At 68.7% G+C, this 14,572-nt stretch carries 12 protein-coding genes and 1 pseudogene; 8 read left to right on the top strand and 5 right to left on the bottom strand.

Annotation, left to right across the window (positions count from 1 at the left end; all coding sequences use genetic code 11):
• The first annotated feature begins 93 nt into the window (after positions 1-93).
• On the top strand, positions 94-1,302 hold the full coding sequence (locus OG381_RS46765) for an RNA-guided endonuclease InsQ/TnpB family protein (RefSeq protein WP_327722079.1): 1,209 nt from the start codon (positions 94-96) through the stop codon (positions 1,300-1,302).
• A 113-nt stretch (positions 1,303-1,415) separates the two neighbouring features.
• Here OG381_RS46765 and OG381_RS46760 read toward each other — a convergent pair whose 3' ends face one another.
• Positions 1,416-1,895 (bottom strand): ATP-binding protein, encoded by a 480-nt coding sequence (locus OG381_RS46760; protein WP_327722078.1) that lies wholly within the window; start codon positions 1,893-1,895, stop codon positions 1,416-1,418.
• A gap of 181 nt (positions 1,896-2,076) precedes the next feature.
• Between OG381_RS46760 and OG381_RS46755 the strand changes: the two genes are divergently transcribed.
• The 3 genes and pseudogenes from OG381_RS46755 (at position 2,077) to OG381_RS46745 (ending at position 4,837) form a co-directional block, all read left to right on the top strand.
• Positions 2,077-2,445 (top strand): STAS domain-containing protein, encoded by a 369-nt coding sequence (locus OG381_RS46755; protein WP_327722745.1) that lies wholly within the window; start codon positions 2,077-2,079, stop codon positions 2,443-2,445.
• 187 nt (positions 2,446-2,632) lie between these two features.
• Positions 2,633-3,175, top strand: a pseudogene (locus OG381_RS46750) (transposase); the annotation flags it as partial.
• Positions 3,176-3,361: 186 nt separating this feature from the next.
• A complete protein-coding gene (locus OG381_RS46745; RefSeq protein ID WP_327722076.1) occupies positions 3,362-4,837 on the top strand; it encodes a DUF1996 domain-containing protein in 1,476 nt (491 codons plus the stop codon).
• A gap of 330 nt (positions 4,838-5,167) precedes the next feature.
• Here the strand turns inward: OG381_RS46745 and OG381_RS46740 are convergent, their stop codons facing one another.
• Positions 5,168-5,797: a PadR family transcriptional regulator gene (locus OG381_RS46740; protein WP_327722075.1), complete on the bottom strand. Its 630-nt coding sequence runs from the start codon at positions 5,795-5,797 to the stop codon at positions 5,168-5,170.
• Positions 5,798-5,880: 83 nt separating this feature from the next.
• On the opposite strand from OG381_RS46740, the gene OG381_RS46735 reads away from it, so the two are divergent.
• The 3 genes from OG381_RS46735 (at position 5,881) to OG381_RS46725 (ending at position 11,087) form a co-directional block, all read left to right on the top strand.
• Positions 5,881-6,585: an ABC transporter ATP-binding protein gene (locus OG381_RS46735; RefSeq protein ID WP_327722074.1), complete on the top strand. Its 705-nt coding sequence runs from the start codon at positions 5,881-5,883 to the stop codon at positions 6,583-6,585.
• A gap of 5 nt (positions 6,586-6,590) precedes the next feature.
• Entirely contained in the window at positions 6,591-9,416 is a 2,826-nt protein-coding gene (locus OG381_RS46730) for an FtsX-like permease family protein (protein WP_327722073.1), read from the top strand.
• A 486-nt stretch (positions 9,417-9,902) separates the two neighbouring features.
• On the top strand, positions 9,903-11,087 hold the full coding sequence (locus OG381_RS46725) for an amidohydrolase (protein WP_327722072.1): 1,185 nt from the start codon (positions 9,903-9,905) through the stop codon (positions 11,085-11,087).
• A gap of 33 nt (positions 11,088-11,120) precedes the next feature.
• Here OG381_RS46725 and OG381_RS46720 read toward each other — a convergent pair whose 3' ends face one another.
• On the bottom strand, positions 11,121-11,846 hold the full coding sequence (locus tag OG381_RS46720; RefSeq protein WP_327722071.1) for a metallophosphoesterase family protein: 726 nt from the start codon (positions 11,844-11,846) through the stop codon (positions 11,121-11,123).
• Positions 11,847-12,007: 161 nt separating this feature from the next.
• On the opposite strand from OG381_RS46720, the gene OG381_RS46715 reads away from it, so the two are divergent.
• Positions 12,008-13,216, top strand: coding sequence for an RNA-guided endonuclease InsQ/TnpB family protein (locus OG381_RS46715; RefSeq protein ID WP_327722070.1), 1,209 nt, complete (start codon positions 12,008-12,010; stop codon positions 13,214-13,216).
• A 13-nt stretch (positions 13,217-13,229) separates the two neighbouring features.
• On the opposite strand, the gene OG381_RS46710 is transcribed toward OG381_RS46715, so the two are convergent.
• Both OG381_RS46710 and OG381_RS46705 read right to left on the bottom strand, forming a co-directional pair.
• Positions 13,230-13,526, bottom strand: a complete 297-nt coding sequence (locus OG381_RS46710; RefSeq protein ID WP_327722069.1) for a BON domain-containing protein — start codon at positions 13,524-13,526, stop codon at positions 13,230-13,232.
• A complete protein-coding gene (locus OG381_RS46705; RefSeq protein WP_327722068.1) occupies positions 13,523-14,215 on the bottom strand; it encodes a hypothetical protein in 693 nt (230 codons plus the stop codon). The genes OG381_RS46710 and OG381_RS46705 overlap by 4 nt, the downstream gene beginning before the upstream one ends.
• Positions 14,216-14,572: the final 357 nt, after the last annotated feature.

The following is a 14,572-nucleotide window of genomic DNA, read 5'->3' as shown; positions in this document are numbered from 1 at the left end:
CAGGGGAAGCCGGTTCGCCGCCCAGGCGGACCGGCGTGCGCCGTCCACCGGCCGACTCCCTTTGCCCACACGGAAATTGATACGCTGTAAGGTATGGCGGAGCAGGTCAAGCGGGCGTTCAAGTACCGCTTTTACCCCACCGGCGTCCAAGCGGCTGAGTTGTCGCGCACGTTCGGCTGTGTCCGCCTCGTCTACAACAAGGCCTTGGAGGAACGCACCCGGGCCTGGCACGGCGAGCAGCGCCGCATCTCCTACGTGCAGTCCTCCGCCGCGCTGACGCAGTGGAAGAAGACCGAGGAACTCGCTTTTCTGGCGGAGGTGTCCTCGGTCCCGCTGCAGCAGGCGCTGCGCCATCTGCAGACGGCGTTCGGGAACTTCTTCGCCCAGCGTGCGAAGTACCCGCGCTACAAGTCCCGCAAGAAGTCCCGCGCGTCGGCCGAGTACACCCGCAGTGCCTTCACCTGGCGCGACGGACAGCTGACGTTGGCCAAGATGGCCGGCCCTCTGGACATCCGTTGGTCGCGTCCGCTGCCCGAGGGTGCGCAGCCGAGCACGGTGACGGTGTCCCGAGACGCGGCTGGTCGCTGGTTCGTGTCCCTGCTGTGCCAGGACACCATCGCCCCGGCCCCGGCCACCACGAACGCGGTGGGCCTGGACGCCGGGATCACCTCCCTGGTGACACTCTCCACCGGCGAGAAGGTCGCCAACCCCCGGCACGAACGGCGTGACCGGGCCCGCCTGGCGAAGGCGCAGCGGGAGTTGTCGCGCAAGGCGAAGGGTTCGGCGAACCGGGAGAAGGCCCGCCGTAAGGTGGCCCGTGTGCATGCGCGGATTGCCGACCGGCGCCGTGACGTTCTGCATAAGCTGTCGGCTCGACTCGTCCGCGAGAACCAAACGGTCGTGATCGAAGACCTGAGCGTCCGCAACCTGCTGAAGAACGGCACGCTCGCACGCGCCATCAGCGATGCGGCGTGGACAGACCTGCGCTCCATGCTGGAGTACAAGTGCGCCTGGTACGGGCGCGAGCTGGTCGTGATCGACCGCTTCTTTCCCAGCAGCAAGCTGTGCGGGAACTGCGGGACAGTCCGCGGGAAACTGCCGCTGAACGTCCGCGTGTGGACGTGCGTCTGCGGTGCGGTGCATGACCGCGACGTGAATGCGGCACGCAACATTTTGGCCGCCGGGCTGGCGGCGTCTGCCTGTGGAGATGGTGTAAGACCTCAACGGGAGTCCTCCCGGACGGGGCGGTCGTCGGTGAAGCAGGAACCCCAGCGGGCGACCGCTGGAATCCCCCGCCTTTAGGCGGGGGAGGAAGTCAACGCGTTCGTCTCCTTGGTGCGTTGTTCCGGTTCGCCCGCCTGCCGTCACGGGCGGTGCGCGCCCGCCTGCGCTATGGGCGGCTTCCCAGCCAGCCGTTACCTCGGGCTGCGGGCGGCGGTGGCCCTGCTGGGGGTGCCTGGCAGGGCGAGGCGGGCCGTGATGCGCTTGCCGACCGGCTCCTGCTCGATGAACAGGTCCTCGGTGACAGCCTTGACGATTTCCAGGCCGTGCTGGCCGATCCTGTCGGGATCAGCGGCCCTGGGCGCGGGCATGGTGGGGTCGCTGTCCCACACGACGACGTCCACAACATGGGTGCTGATGCGCAGTTCCATCAGGACCGGGCCGGGGACGTACTTGCAGGCGTTGGTGACCAGCTCACTGACCACGAGCTGGGTCGCATCTCTCGTGCGGGCGGGTACCGACAGGGGATAATCGGCTTCGGCCTGGTCAAGGAAGGCGAGGGCATGCTGGCGGGCCTCGGCGATGCAGCCGTCCTCCCCACCAAAGGCGCAGCCGGCGCGGATCAGGTACTCATCCAGCACCGGACAGCCGTCACCGTCGTCATGGGATGCCACTGGCGTCGCCCTCATTCCCTGTTCACGAGCGTGCTCCTACCCCCTATCCCGTCATCCATGGCAGAGGCATGCGTTCGGTTCGGTTCGTCATGGTCACCTGCGTGCGTGGGATCCAGGCAGTGGGGCAGGATCGTCCGTGCACGCCCTTTCCCGGGCAGGCCTGAGCGCAGTCGAGGAGACGGTGACCGGCAACCAGAAGACAGACCGGCCAGACCGGCTCTCCGTCGAGCGCAAAGCGGTCGACGGCGTCCGTGTCGTCACCGTGCAGGGCGAGATCGACCACACCGTCAAAGACACCCTCACCAGAGCCCTGTTGAACGAGGACGGCACGGTTGCGCCGCTGCGGATCGTGGCGGATCTCAGCGGTGTGACCTTCATGGACTCCAGCGGCATCAACGTCTTCGTCGCCGTCTACCAGCAGGTGGACGGACCGCACGGATGGCTGCGCATCGCCGGCGCCCAGGAGTCCGTCCTGCGTGTTCTGGCGCTGGTCGGCGTCGAGACCTTGATCCCTTGCCATCCGACCGTCGAAGAGGCCCTCAGCGCCTGACCGCTGCACTCGCGCACGCGGATGCAGACCGGCCGGCCGTCGATGCCCCGCAGAACGCGGCCGGTAGTCCAGCAGACTCGGATGCGGAGCAGACCACCCGGTGCACGAGCCCTGCCGGTCAGCTGAACCCCGGCAGCACATCCGCAGCGGCATCCAGCAGTTCGTCTGATCAACTCTGACAGTTGTTCACGGACAGGCCCCCGGCGAGAAGCTGGCCGCTGTGCTGGTGCGCACGCTGGCGAAGGAGGTGCCGGCGCTCAACGAGCACGTCGCCGAGCTCGACAAGGCCATCGAGGCCCCGTTTCGCGACCGCCACACCTTCGACGTGATCACCAGCATGCCCGGTCTTGGCATCATTCCCGGCGCCGAGTTCCTCGCCGCCACGGGCGGCGACAAGGTTTGCGGCACTGCCGACCATCTTGCCGGCTTCGGCGGTGTCGCCCCGGCGCCCTGGCGCCCCGGGGCTCAGGGAAGATCAGGCAACCTGCGGCGCCCGCAGCTATACAAACGCCGCCTGCAACGCGTCCTACACACCTCGGCGTTCAACATCCGGCGCTGCGACGAATCGCGCCGGTTCTACGACCGCAAACGCGCCGAGGGCAGGCGCCACACCCAGGCCGTCCTCGCCCTTGCCCGCCGCCGCGTCAACGTCCTCTGTGTCCTCCAACGCGACGGCCGATGGTACGAACTGGCACCGCCCACCCCTCACGACTGCATGAGGAATCAGTGATTCCGGTGCCGCGCAATTCTCTCGTATGTCTCCCCGTTCGATCAGTCCACCGAGTTCTTACGGAGGCATGACATGAGGTCAGAGACCCGCTTTCCCGCCGATCACATCCGTAACTCTGGTCACCGAGTCGCGATCGACCGAGAGATCACCAAGCACTACCTGACTCGAGAACGCCAGAGGAGTCCCATGCGACGCAACACCCGCAAGCGGTCCAAGACAACACATCGGGCCATCGCCGCCGCGGCAGGTCTCGCTCTGGGAGCGGGAGGGCTGATAGCGGTGAATGTGTACGCCTCCGCCCACGAGAGCGCAAACAGCAGCACCACGAAGCGCGCTTCCCAGGACCGGGCGAACCAGGTCCTCGCGGCCGGTACCGTCACGATCAGCTGCCCGGATGTCGGGGCGAAGCTGACCTCGGTCCCCGACCAGGCCAGAGCACAGGTCGACAGGGAACTCGCGCTCCTGGACAAACAGGTGGCCGAGGCCTACCAGCGACTGCAGACTTCGGCCAGAGCCATCCGGCAGGACAGCAACTTCGCCGGCAACGCGATCATGGGGCCGCTGAAGGACAAGCGGGTCGCGACCATCGACCGGATCCAGATCGCCATTGGCAGGTCCGCTCCCAGGCCCCAGGGTCTTGAATCCCTGGCTCCCTGCTCGCTGCGCTCGGCCGGCGGCCAGGAACAGGGCCAAGGCCAGGAACAAGGCAACGGCGCCGGCCAGAACGGCAACGGCGGCCAGGGCGCAAACGGCCCGGTGGCGGCGGACTTCGTGGACATCACCAAGGTCCGGCCCAATGTGCAGAACCCCCCTGGGCGGCGCGGTGCTTCGCAGGGTGTGTTCACGACCCGGTGCGGCGTCAACGCGAACAAGGTGTACAACTCCGACAACATCATCGTCGCGCCCGGTGTCGGCAACGGTGCCCACCACACGCACGACTACGTCGGCAACCAGGACAACGACGCGTTCACCTCCAACGAGGAGTTCGCCGCCGCCGCGACCAGCTGCCGCAATCAGCGCGACAAATCCACGTACTACTGGCCCGTGCTCCGGCTGCAGGACGGCACCCAGGAATTCGACGCCAAGCAGCTCGGCGGCGGCGCCGAGGGCAACAGCGGCCGGATCTTGACCGCGTCCAAAGTCACCTTGAACTTCGTCGGCAACCCGCGCGGCAAGGTCGTGGCGATGCCCAAGTTCCTGCGGATCATCACCGGTGACGCCAAGGCATTCACCAACGGCACCGCCAACGCCAACGCGGCATGGAGCTGCACCGGCTTCGAGAACCGACAGCTGACGGACAAGTACCCGATCTGTCCCCAGGGCAGCAAACTGGTCCGCACGTCGAAGTTCCAGAGCTGCTGGGACGGCCGAAGTATCGACAGTGCCAACCACCGCTCGCACGTCGCCTTCGCCGACCCGAAGACCGGTGCCTGCCCGAACGGCTTCAAGGCCATCCCGCAGCTGGTCCAGCGCCTGGTCTACGCCGTAAGGGCACCGAGCCTCAACGACAACGGAAAGTCCAGCCCCTTCTACGCAGTGGACGGCTTCCCGGAGCAGATGCACAAGCCGATCACCGACCACGGCGACTTCATCAACGTCTTCGACGAGAACCTGATGAACCAGATGGTCCAGTGCATCAACACCGGCCGCAAATGCCAGTGATCACCCCTCCCGGAATCTGAGACCCGCCGAGCCAACCCGAGCCGGCCTGCGTGACACTCACTTCGCAGGCCGGCTCACCGAGCCTTGTGCCCCCCCGACGGGTAAACAAGCACATGACGACGCCTCTGGTGGAGACGGCTCACTTGGCCGAAAACCCATCCAGCAGGGGCTTCACGCCATTGCCAGCTCAACCGCCCTACCTCAAAGGCAGGTTGGAAAGAGCTCACGGGCCCACCCGTGAAAGAACGAGACGTTCGCACACGTCGGCGCCGGGGTCAGAGTGTCGAAGGCGACGGCCTGGCGCTAACCAACAGAGTCACAGCGTTGCCCCTAAGCGGACTCTGTACGGTCTCCTCTTATCCTCCCGCGACCGTCGGCCTCCTCGGTGTCGCCCTGCGCCTGTGCGTGTGAGCGCTCCGGCGCCTGCGCGCTCTGCGCCGTGGCGAGCGGGCCCAGATGCTGTGCGGCGCTGTCCAGCAGTCCGAGGTCGGCCTTGGTGTGCGCAATGGCGGCATCGATCAGGACGGCGACCAGCGGCTCGTCGGCGTGGGCGCGGCGCTGCTGTGCCAAGCCCGCGAGCTCCGACAGGTATGTCTGCCGCTGTGCATCGATCAGCGTGGTCAGGGCCTGCGGGCCCAGCGCGACGGCGCCGAGGAGCTTCAGGAACAGCTCGTCGCGGAAGCCGCCGACGCGCACCCAGGCGGTGGTCGCCCATGAGCGCAGCTCGGCCTCGCCTGCCTCGGTGAGCGTGTAGAGGTTCTTGTCGGGCCGGTCGGTCTGCGTGACCTGCGAGCGCGAGACATAGCCGTCACGGACCAGCCGTTCGAGGATCTGGTAGAGGTGACCGATGTTCAGGCCGCCCCATTGCGGGCCGACGGCCTCCTCGAACCGGGCTTTGAGTTCGTATCCGTGATTCGGTCGCCGGGTCAGCAGCGCGAGCACGGCGTGGTGGAGCGGCATATACGTCCCTTCTACATTGTGACAACATACCGCTGAATTGCCGCAATGTATGTGGCGCGATGTACGAGGGCGAGGCTGCATCAATGGCTGTGAGCGTGGCGTTGCGCGGGGTGAGCCGCCGGTATCCCGGGCTGACCGCTCTGGACGAGGTCGACCTGGAGGTCGCGGCCGGCGAGGTGGTGATGCTGACCGGGCCGTCCGGCGCCGGCAAATCCACCGTCCTGCATGTGACGGGCGGCATGGACCAGCCCGACGAGGGGCACGTCGAGATCGACGGCACACAGCTCGTGCCCCGGGACCTGGACCGTCACCGGCGGCGCATCGGCTTCGTCTTCCAGCGCTTCCACCTGCTGCCCGCGCTGACCGTGCTGGACAACGTGCTCGCTCCCGTCCTGCCGCGCAGAGTGGACTTCGACCGGCGTGCGCGCGGCATGGAGCTGCTCGAAGCTGTCGGCCTGGCCCAGCGGGCCGACGCTCTGCCCTCGCAGTTGTCGGGCGGCCAGCAGCAACGCGTCGCCGTCGCACGCGCGTTGATCAACCGTCCGGGACTGTTATTGGCCGACGAGCCCACGGGCAACCTGGACAGCGTCATCGGTCGGGAGATCATCGACCTGCTGATGTCACTGCGTGAGCGCTACGGGATGACGATGCTGATCGCTTCCCACGACGCGGAAGTCGCCGCCAACGGCGACCGGGTGGTGCGTCTGCAGGACGGCAGGATCACCTCGGACCTGCGGGTCACACCGTCCGGCGACGTGCTGGACCGGCTGGGGGGCCTGCGCCCGTGATAGCGATGATCCTCGATCAGCTCCGGCGGCGGCGCGGGCGCGCGCTGGCCCTGGCCGCCGGAATCCTGGTGGCGGCGACCAGTTTCACCCTGCTGACCGCGACGGTGAGCACCAGCCAGGCGACCACCGTGGGCACGGTACGGAAGAACGCACGGTCCGCGTACGACGTCCTGGTACGCCCGCCCGACTCGCAGACGGACGTGGAGCGGCAGAGCGGTCTGGTCACGCCGAACTTCCTGTCCGGCACGTTCGGCGGCATCACCATGGACCAGTACCGGCGCATCGACGGCATGGCCGGGGTCGACGTGGCCGCGCCGGTCGCCAACATCGGCTACCTCATGGTGGCGAGCACCGTCACCGTGGACGTGTCCCGCTTCCTGGACGGCAAGGCGTCCCGGCAGATCCTGCGCATCAGCCCGACGCTCACCTCCGGACTGGGCACTTACCGCACCTCCGACGAGTACGTCTACCTCACCCGCTCCCCCCTGACGTCGGCGTCGGAGTCGGACGGCCTCTTCGAGTCCGACACCCTGGAAACGGGCGAGGTCGACAAGCGCACCCAGCGGTATCGGATCAAGGGGAAGTACGACGTCTGCTTCTACTTCAACTGGAACAAGACAGAGCAGACCGAGTTCAACATGGAACTGCCGTTGAAGCCGAACATCATCGCCGAGGACCTCAGGGACAGGTCGCCGTTCGACCCGGACCTGAGTTCGCGGATGAACTGCCAGTCCGGCCAGGACAAGGCCACCATCGACGTTCCGGTCAGTTACCCCGTGCTGCTGTCCGCCATCGACCCGGTGGCCGAGGACCGGCTGGTGGGCCTGGGCGACACCATCGCCTCGGGCCGGATGCTCACCGAGCAGGACAAGCCGTGGACGGTGTCGTCCGCCAAGAGCGTCCACGGACAGCGCGACTCCTACATCCCGGCGCTGCTCAGCGACAACCCGCTGACCACCGGCACACTCGACGCCACCGTCGAGCGGCTCGACGTCGGCGACCCGGCCGAGCTGCCCTCGAAACTGGGCAACCCGACAGCCAACAGCTTCGTCCGAAGCCTGCACGGCACAACAGTGGGCAGGACCCGAGTCGACCTGAACAAGGGCTACCGGAAGGCACTGACCGAGGACTCGTTCGACACCGGCAGCTACTGGACGGTCGGCCCAGTCACCTACCGCCGGACCTCCGACGGCGACCTCGCCGCACAGCCGCAGCCGCCGCAGAAGCGCAGCCTGTGGGTCACCAACTCGAACCAGCAGCCGTTCCCCAACGTCCCCGAGGAGAACCACCAGGGCACCCAGTACCGGAAAGTGACCAGCCACGCCGCCACGAACTGCATCGGACTGGGCACCTGCGACGGCGTGGACTCCGGACGCCTGCCCAATCCCTTCGTCCACCTGGTCGGGCGCTACGACACCGGCAAACTGCCCGGCTTCTCACCCCTGTCCGACGCCCCGTTGGAGACCTACCAGACGCCACAGGTCACCGGCGCGGACAGTGCGACCCGAGCGAAACTCCACGACAAGCCACTGCAGCCCGACCGCAACCTGGGCGGCTACCTCAGCCCGCCGCCCACCATGCTGACCACGATGCAGTCCATCACCGCGCTCACCAACAGCCGCCGGGTCCCGAGCCTTCAGGACAAGGCGCCGGTCAGCGCGATCAGGATCCGGGTGGCCGGAGTGACCGGCGTCGACACCGCCTCCCGGGCGCGGGTGAACGCCGTGGCCGGGGCGATCCGGGCCGCCTACCCCCGGCTCCAGGTCGACGTCACCGTCGGCAGCTCACCCGCGCCGCAGACGGTGACGCTGAGTGCCTCGGCACAGGTGACGGAGCGCTGGGTCGCCAAGGGCGTGGCACTGCGCATTCTCAGGGCGGTGGACACCAAGAGCGCGGTGCTCTTCGTACTGGTCCTCGTCGTGTGCGCGCTCTTCCTCGGCCAGGCCGCGCTGGCCTCGGTGCGCTCACGTCGCGCCGAGATCGGCACGCTGCGCTGCCTCGGCTGGAGCCGTGGCGAAGTGCTCCGCCTGATCCTCGGCGAACTGGCGGCGATCGGCCTCGCCGCCGGAGCCGCGGGCACGGTGCTCGCGTACGTGCTGGGCCGGGTGCTGGGCCAGCCCGAAGCCGGCGCCAAGTCACTCCTCGTGCTCCCGGTAGCGCTCCTCCTGGCCACGACGGCGGGACTGATCCCCGCCTGGCTCGCCACCCGGCTGGAACCGATGGATGCCGTCCGGCCCCCGGTGACGGCCGCCCGCCGCGCGCGCCCGGTGCGTTCGGTGGCCGGACTGGCCGTGCTCAACCTGCTGCGGGTGCGGGGCCGCACGCTGCTGGGTGCGGCAGGACTGGCGCTGGGAGTGGCCGCCTTCACGGTGCTGCTCGCCCTGACGCTGGCCTTCCGGGGCGAGGTGGCCGGGTCACTGCTCGGCAGCGCCGTGGTGGCGCAGGCGCGCGAGGCCGACTACCTCAGCGTCGCCCTGTCCTTGCTGCTGGGCGCCGCCGGCGCCATCGACGTCCTGGTCATCTCGCAGCGCGAACGCGCCGCCGATCTCGCGGTGCTGCGGGCGACCGGCTGGACCAACCGCGAGCTGGCGAAGCTGACCCTCTACGAAGGAATCGGACTGGCTCTGCTGGGCGGCCTGTCCGGTGCAGTGGCCGGATTGGCCGGGGTACTTGCCATCGGCCGGGGCGTGCTGCACGGGCACCTGTTCACAGTCGCCGGCGCCGCGCTGCTGGCCACGCTCGCGGCGACCGCCCTGGTGGTGGCGGCTCTGACCGTGCCGATCCGGGGGCTGTCCCGGATCGCCCCCGCCCACTTGCTCGCCGCCGACTGAGCCGACCGCCACCACCGCCGGCGGCTCCGCACAGCGGAAGACCCCCGGCCGTGTTCACGGGCCGGGGTCTTAGCAACGCACCTGGCCAGCTGATTGCGACTGGGCTACAAGGGAATCGATCAGGATGCGACGCGAAAACATCCGGCCCGTAGCCAAGGCGCGGGGCTCGACGGGGACGCGTGCGAAACTATCGGCCGCCGCACGTTTCGGGTTTCGTAGATCGGTCCCCAGCTCGTCGATGACGTGCCCTCAGTGTTCCAGGCTCTCCGCCTCCAGCGAGAAGCGGCGGCTGCGGGGCGGACTCGCCACGGCCCCCGAGTGTCCCCTGGAGCCCGTCCTTGGCATGGCCGAAGCCCGTACGCACGGACGTGGGCAGGCACCCGGTCCGGACGGTGGGGCAGGCGCTTCGTCCGGTCCGGGTGTGGGCCGGGGGCGCGAAGGAACTCGCACAGGGACACCGGCGTACGACGCCCCTGGGAGGCCGACGTGACCGACGCTCTGGACGAGGTGTTCGCCCGAGTTCGCAGGGAAGTGACCGCCAGGGCGGAGCGGCTGTGGGACGTCGCACTGACCCTGCACGACGAGCCCGAGTACGCCTTCGAGGAGCACCGGGCGGCGGCTCTGCTGAGCGGCGAACTCTCCTGGGAGGGGTTCACCGTGGAACGGGGCGTCGCCGGGCTGCCCACCGCATTCGTCGCACGCTGGGGCGCGCGGCCCAGGCCCACCGTGGCCCTCCTGCTGGAGTACGACGCCCTGCCCGGCCTCGGGCACGCCTGCGGCCACAACCTGATCGCTGCCGCCGGTCTCGGTGCCGCGCTGGCGGCTCGGGCCGTCCTGCCCGCGGACGCCGGAAGCATATGGGCCGTGGGCACGCCCGCCGAGGAGGGCGGTGGCGGAAAGGTCACCGAGGTCGACGCCGGGCTGTTCGACGGCGTCGACGCCGCGCTGATGTTTCATCCCGGTGTGTACAGCTGGCGTTGGGCGCCGCTGACCGCGCAGGCCCAGTACCGGGTGGCCTTCCACGGCCGCGCCGCGCACCCCACCGGCGACCCCACCGAGGGCATCGACGCGCTGGCGGCCCTGATCCAGCTGTTCAACACCCTCGCCGTGGTCGGGCGGCGGCTGCCCGCGGGCTCCCACGTGCAGGGCATCGTCACCCACGGCGGCCGGGCGACCAACATCATCCCCGACTACGCAGAAGGCCTGTTCGGGCTGCGCGCCGCGACGACCGCCGCCCTGGACGGCCTGGCGATGGAGCTGCTCACCTGCGCACAGGGCGTCGCCCGGGCGACGGGCACCACGGTCACCGTCGAACGCGCCACATCGCGCTACGAGCACTTCCGCGACAGCACGGTGCTGTCCGAACGGTTCGCCCGTCACCTCATCCGTACGGGCCACAGCATCACGTCCCCCGAACCGGGCGTGTACCTGGGCTCCTCGGACATCGGCAACGTCAGCGGACGCGTCCCCGCCATCCACCCCTTCGTGGCGATCATGGATCCGGACGGTTCCGACCACACCCCCGAGTTCGCAGCCGCGGCGGCGTCCGACCGCGGCCGGGAGGCGATGCTGGCAGCGGCGCAGGCGCTGGCCTGCACGGCAGTGGACGTACTCCTGCGTCCGGAGGTGCGGGAACAGGCGTGGCAGGACCTCCGGGCGGCCCCGCTGTGAGGTCGGGGTGAGGCCCCAGACGGCAACGCCGGCTCAGTCGGCGTGCAGCTGATACACGTTGAAGGCCCGCCGGATAACCGGCTGGGCCACATTGCGCACGCGTACGCCACCGGCCGTCACCCCGTGCTCGGTACCGGCGTGAGCATGGCCGTGGACCGCAAGGTCGGCACCAGCCGTGTCGATCGCCTCGGCCAACAGATAGCTGCCCAGGAACGGGTAGATCTCCAGCGGCTCACCGGCGAGGGTGTCGGCGACAGGAGAGAAGTGGGTGAGGGCGACCCGCAGCTCGCATCCCTTGTCCGCCAGTTCCTCCAGTGCGGTGTGCAGTGCGTCCGCGCTGCGCCGGGTGTAGCGCACGAACTCCTTCATCAGCGGCTCGCCGAACTCACCAGCACTGCGTCCGACGAACCCGCCGCCGAAGCCCTTGGTACCGGCGATGCCGACGCGCGTGCCGTCGCATTCGACGACCGCGCCCTCGCCCTCCAGCACCGTCACGCCCGCCTCCTGGAGGATGGCGGTGACCCTCTCGGGCTGCTCGTCGTGATGATCGTGGTTGCCGAGCACCGCCACAACCGGCACCGCAAGCCCCCGTACTTCCTGCGCCACCACCCGGGCCTCCTCCGGCGTGCCGTGACGTGTCAGATCGCCCGCCAGGAGCAGCAGGTCGGCGCAGTCGCGCAGGGTGTCGAAGGCGGGGCGCAACAAACCCTGGCTGTCGGGCCCCATATGAATGTCTCCCACCGCGGCGACACGGATCATCGGGTCTGTCCTTCGTGGATACCCCGGCCTTCAGGCCGGGGAGGAATCGAAGCTCCTGCGGAGCAGGGCAGGGGAAGCCGGTTCGCCGCCCAGGTGGACCGGCGTGCGCCGTCTGCCGGCCGACTCCCTTTGCCCACACGGGAATTGATACGCTGTGAGGTATGGCGGAGCAGGTCAAGCGGGCGTTCAAGTACCGCTTTTACCCCACCGGCGTGCAGGCGGCTGAGTTGTCGCGTACGTTCGGTTGTGTCCGCCTCGTCTATAACAAGGCGCTGGAGGAGCGCACGCGGGCCTGGTACGGCGAGCAGCGCCGCATCTCCTATGTGCAGTCCTCGGCCGCGTTGACGCAGTGGAAGAAGACCGAGGAACTCGCTTTTCTGGCGGAGGTGTCCTCGGTTCCGTTGCAGCAGGCGCTGCGCCATTTGCAGACGGCGTTCGGGAATTTCTTCGCCAAGCGTGCGAAGTACCCGCGCTACAAGTCCCGTAAGAAGTCCCGCGCGTCGGCCGAGTACACGCGTAGTGCCTTCACCTGGCGCGACGGACAGCTGACCTTGGCGAAGATGGTCGGCCCTTTGGACATCCGTTGGTCGCGTCCGCTGCCCGAGGGGACGGAGCCGAGCACGGTGACGGTGTCCCGTGACGCGGCGGGCCGCTGGTTCGTGTCCCTGCTGTGCGAGGACCGCATCGCCCCGGCCCCGGCCACCACGAATGCGGTGGGCCTGGACGCCGGGATCACCTCCCTGGTGACCCTGTCCACCGGGGAAAAGGTCGCCAACCCGAGGCATGAGCAGCGGGATCGTGCCCGCCTGGCGAAGGCGCAGCGGGAGTTGTCGCGCAAGGCGAAGGGCTCGGCGAACCGGGAGAAGGCCCGCCGTAAGGTCGCCCGGGTGCATGCGCGGATCGCCGACCGGCGCCGTGACGTCCTGCACAAGCTGTCGGCTCGACTCGTCCGCGAGAATCAAACGGTCGTGATCGAGGACCTGAGTGTGCGCAACCTGCTGAAGAACGGCACGCTCGCACGCGCCATCAGTGATGCGGCCTGGACGGACCTGCGTTCCATGCTGGAGTACAAGTGCGCCTGGTACGGGCGCGAGCTGGTCGTGATCGACCGCTTCTTTCCCAGCAGCAAGCTGTGCGGGGCCTGCGGGACGGTCGCGGCGAAGATGCCGCTGAACGTCCGCGAATGGACGTGTGTCTGTGGTGCGGTGCATGACCGCGACGTGAACGCGGCGCGCAACATCCTGGCCGCCGGGCTGGCGGCGTCTGCCTGTGGAGACGGTGTAAGACCTCAACGGGAGTCCTCCCGGACGGGGCGGTCGTCGGTGAAGCAGGAACCCCAGCGGGCGACCGCTGGAATCCCCAGCCTTTAGGCGGGGGAGGAAGTCAAGGCAGGTCCTCCGCATGGTCGGGGGAGCTGGTCTCCGCCACCACGACGTCCATGTGGACGGATATTCCGGTCAGCTCCTCGCGGACGGTCCGCAGCAGCGTCTCGCGGCACTCGCTCGAGGGCACCGTGCCCGTCACTACGACCGCTCCGGCCCGCACCTCGGCCCGTACGCCCAGTTCACCGAGTTCTCCCGCGGCAAGCCGGTCGCGCAGGTGGGCGATGCGGTACTCGACGTTCTCCGTGGCAGTGCCATGGCCCACCCCGTGGGGCCGCCCTGTCCCGGGCTCACTCATGGCCGTTCCTCCTTCGGCCTCGGCTCGATGACCTGCAGCCGCTCCAGGAAGTAGAGGAACGCGTCGGGCATCGGGTCGTCGCCGCAGGAGCGGCGTACCGCATCCCAGTCGACCTTCTCCCGCAACGTACGAGCGATCGGGAGGACCGCCCCGAAATCGCAGTGGTGCTCGGAGAAGGCAGCCATCAGGCTGTGCACCAGGTCGGTCGGTGACAGCACCGGCATGAACACCGAGTCGACCGACAACTCCCGTGCCCGCTGCAGTATGTCGGTGGTGACCGGCTGGTGCGCCAGCTCGAAGATCAGGTCGACCTGCTGTCCCAGGCAGCTGGACTTCAGCAGCCAGTCCTCGGGCGGCGTGTAGACCGGTAGTCCGGCCTCGCGCAGGGTTGCGGCGACGGCGTCCGCGTCCTCGGGCCGGAAGCAGAAGTCGACGTCGTGCTGGAGGTTCTGGGTGCTTCCGTGCGCGTATGCGGCGACGCTGCCGGCGAGGGCGAACGCGTGGCCCTTGCGCTTGAGGATCGAGCCGACCTGCTTGGCTGCCTGCAGGATTGCCTGACTGCGGTCCACGGGAAGATCGTCGGCTGCCACGTCGTTCTGCGGGATGAGTTCGGGACTGCCCGTGGCAAGACGCAGCCCGGCAATGCCTGCGCGCTGTTCCAGAGCGTCGTCGTCCGCCTGCCGCGCCATCGCTGCCCCCTTTCCTGGTCGACGGCGAGCCCCGAGTACCCGGCGCGCCGCCATCGACACGAACCGCGCACGCGCAACGGGACGGGCGGTGCCTGGCCATCCGTTTGCGGGTCGGGCACCCGGTTCCATGAAGGCAAGGACATACAGCGCCGCAGTCCAAGGCGGCAATCGGCCCGAGAAAACCCACGTTTTCCAAGCTCATGCCGCGCTGAGGACATCGGACCAGGGCCGCCGAAGCTGCCCAAGCCGTCGGATCGCCAGTCCGCCCGGTCGACGAGGCACAAGCCCGTGACCCGCAGCACCAGCGATGCTGGGTGGTGCTGGTCGACGGCGCCGCTCACCAGCTGGAGTTGATCC

Origin of the sequence: Streptomyces sp. NBC_00490, from assembly GCF_036013645.1 — a bacterium.
Classification (GTDB): domain Bacteria; phylum Actinomycetota; class Actinomycetes; order Streptomycetales; family Streptomycetaceae; genus Streptomyces; species Streptomyces canus_F.
The sequence above is the reverse complement of the archived record's forward strand: the minus strand, read 5'-3'. Positions and strand labels throughout refer to the sequence as shown.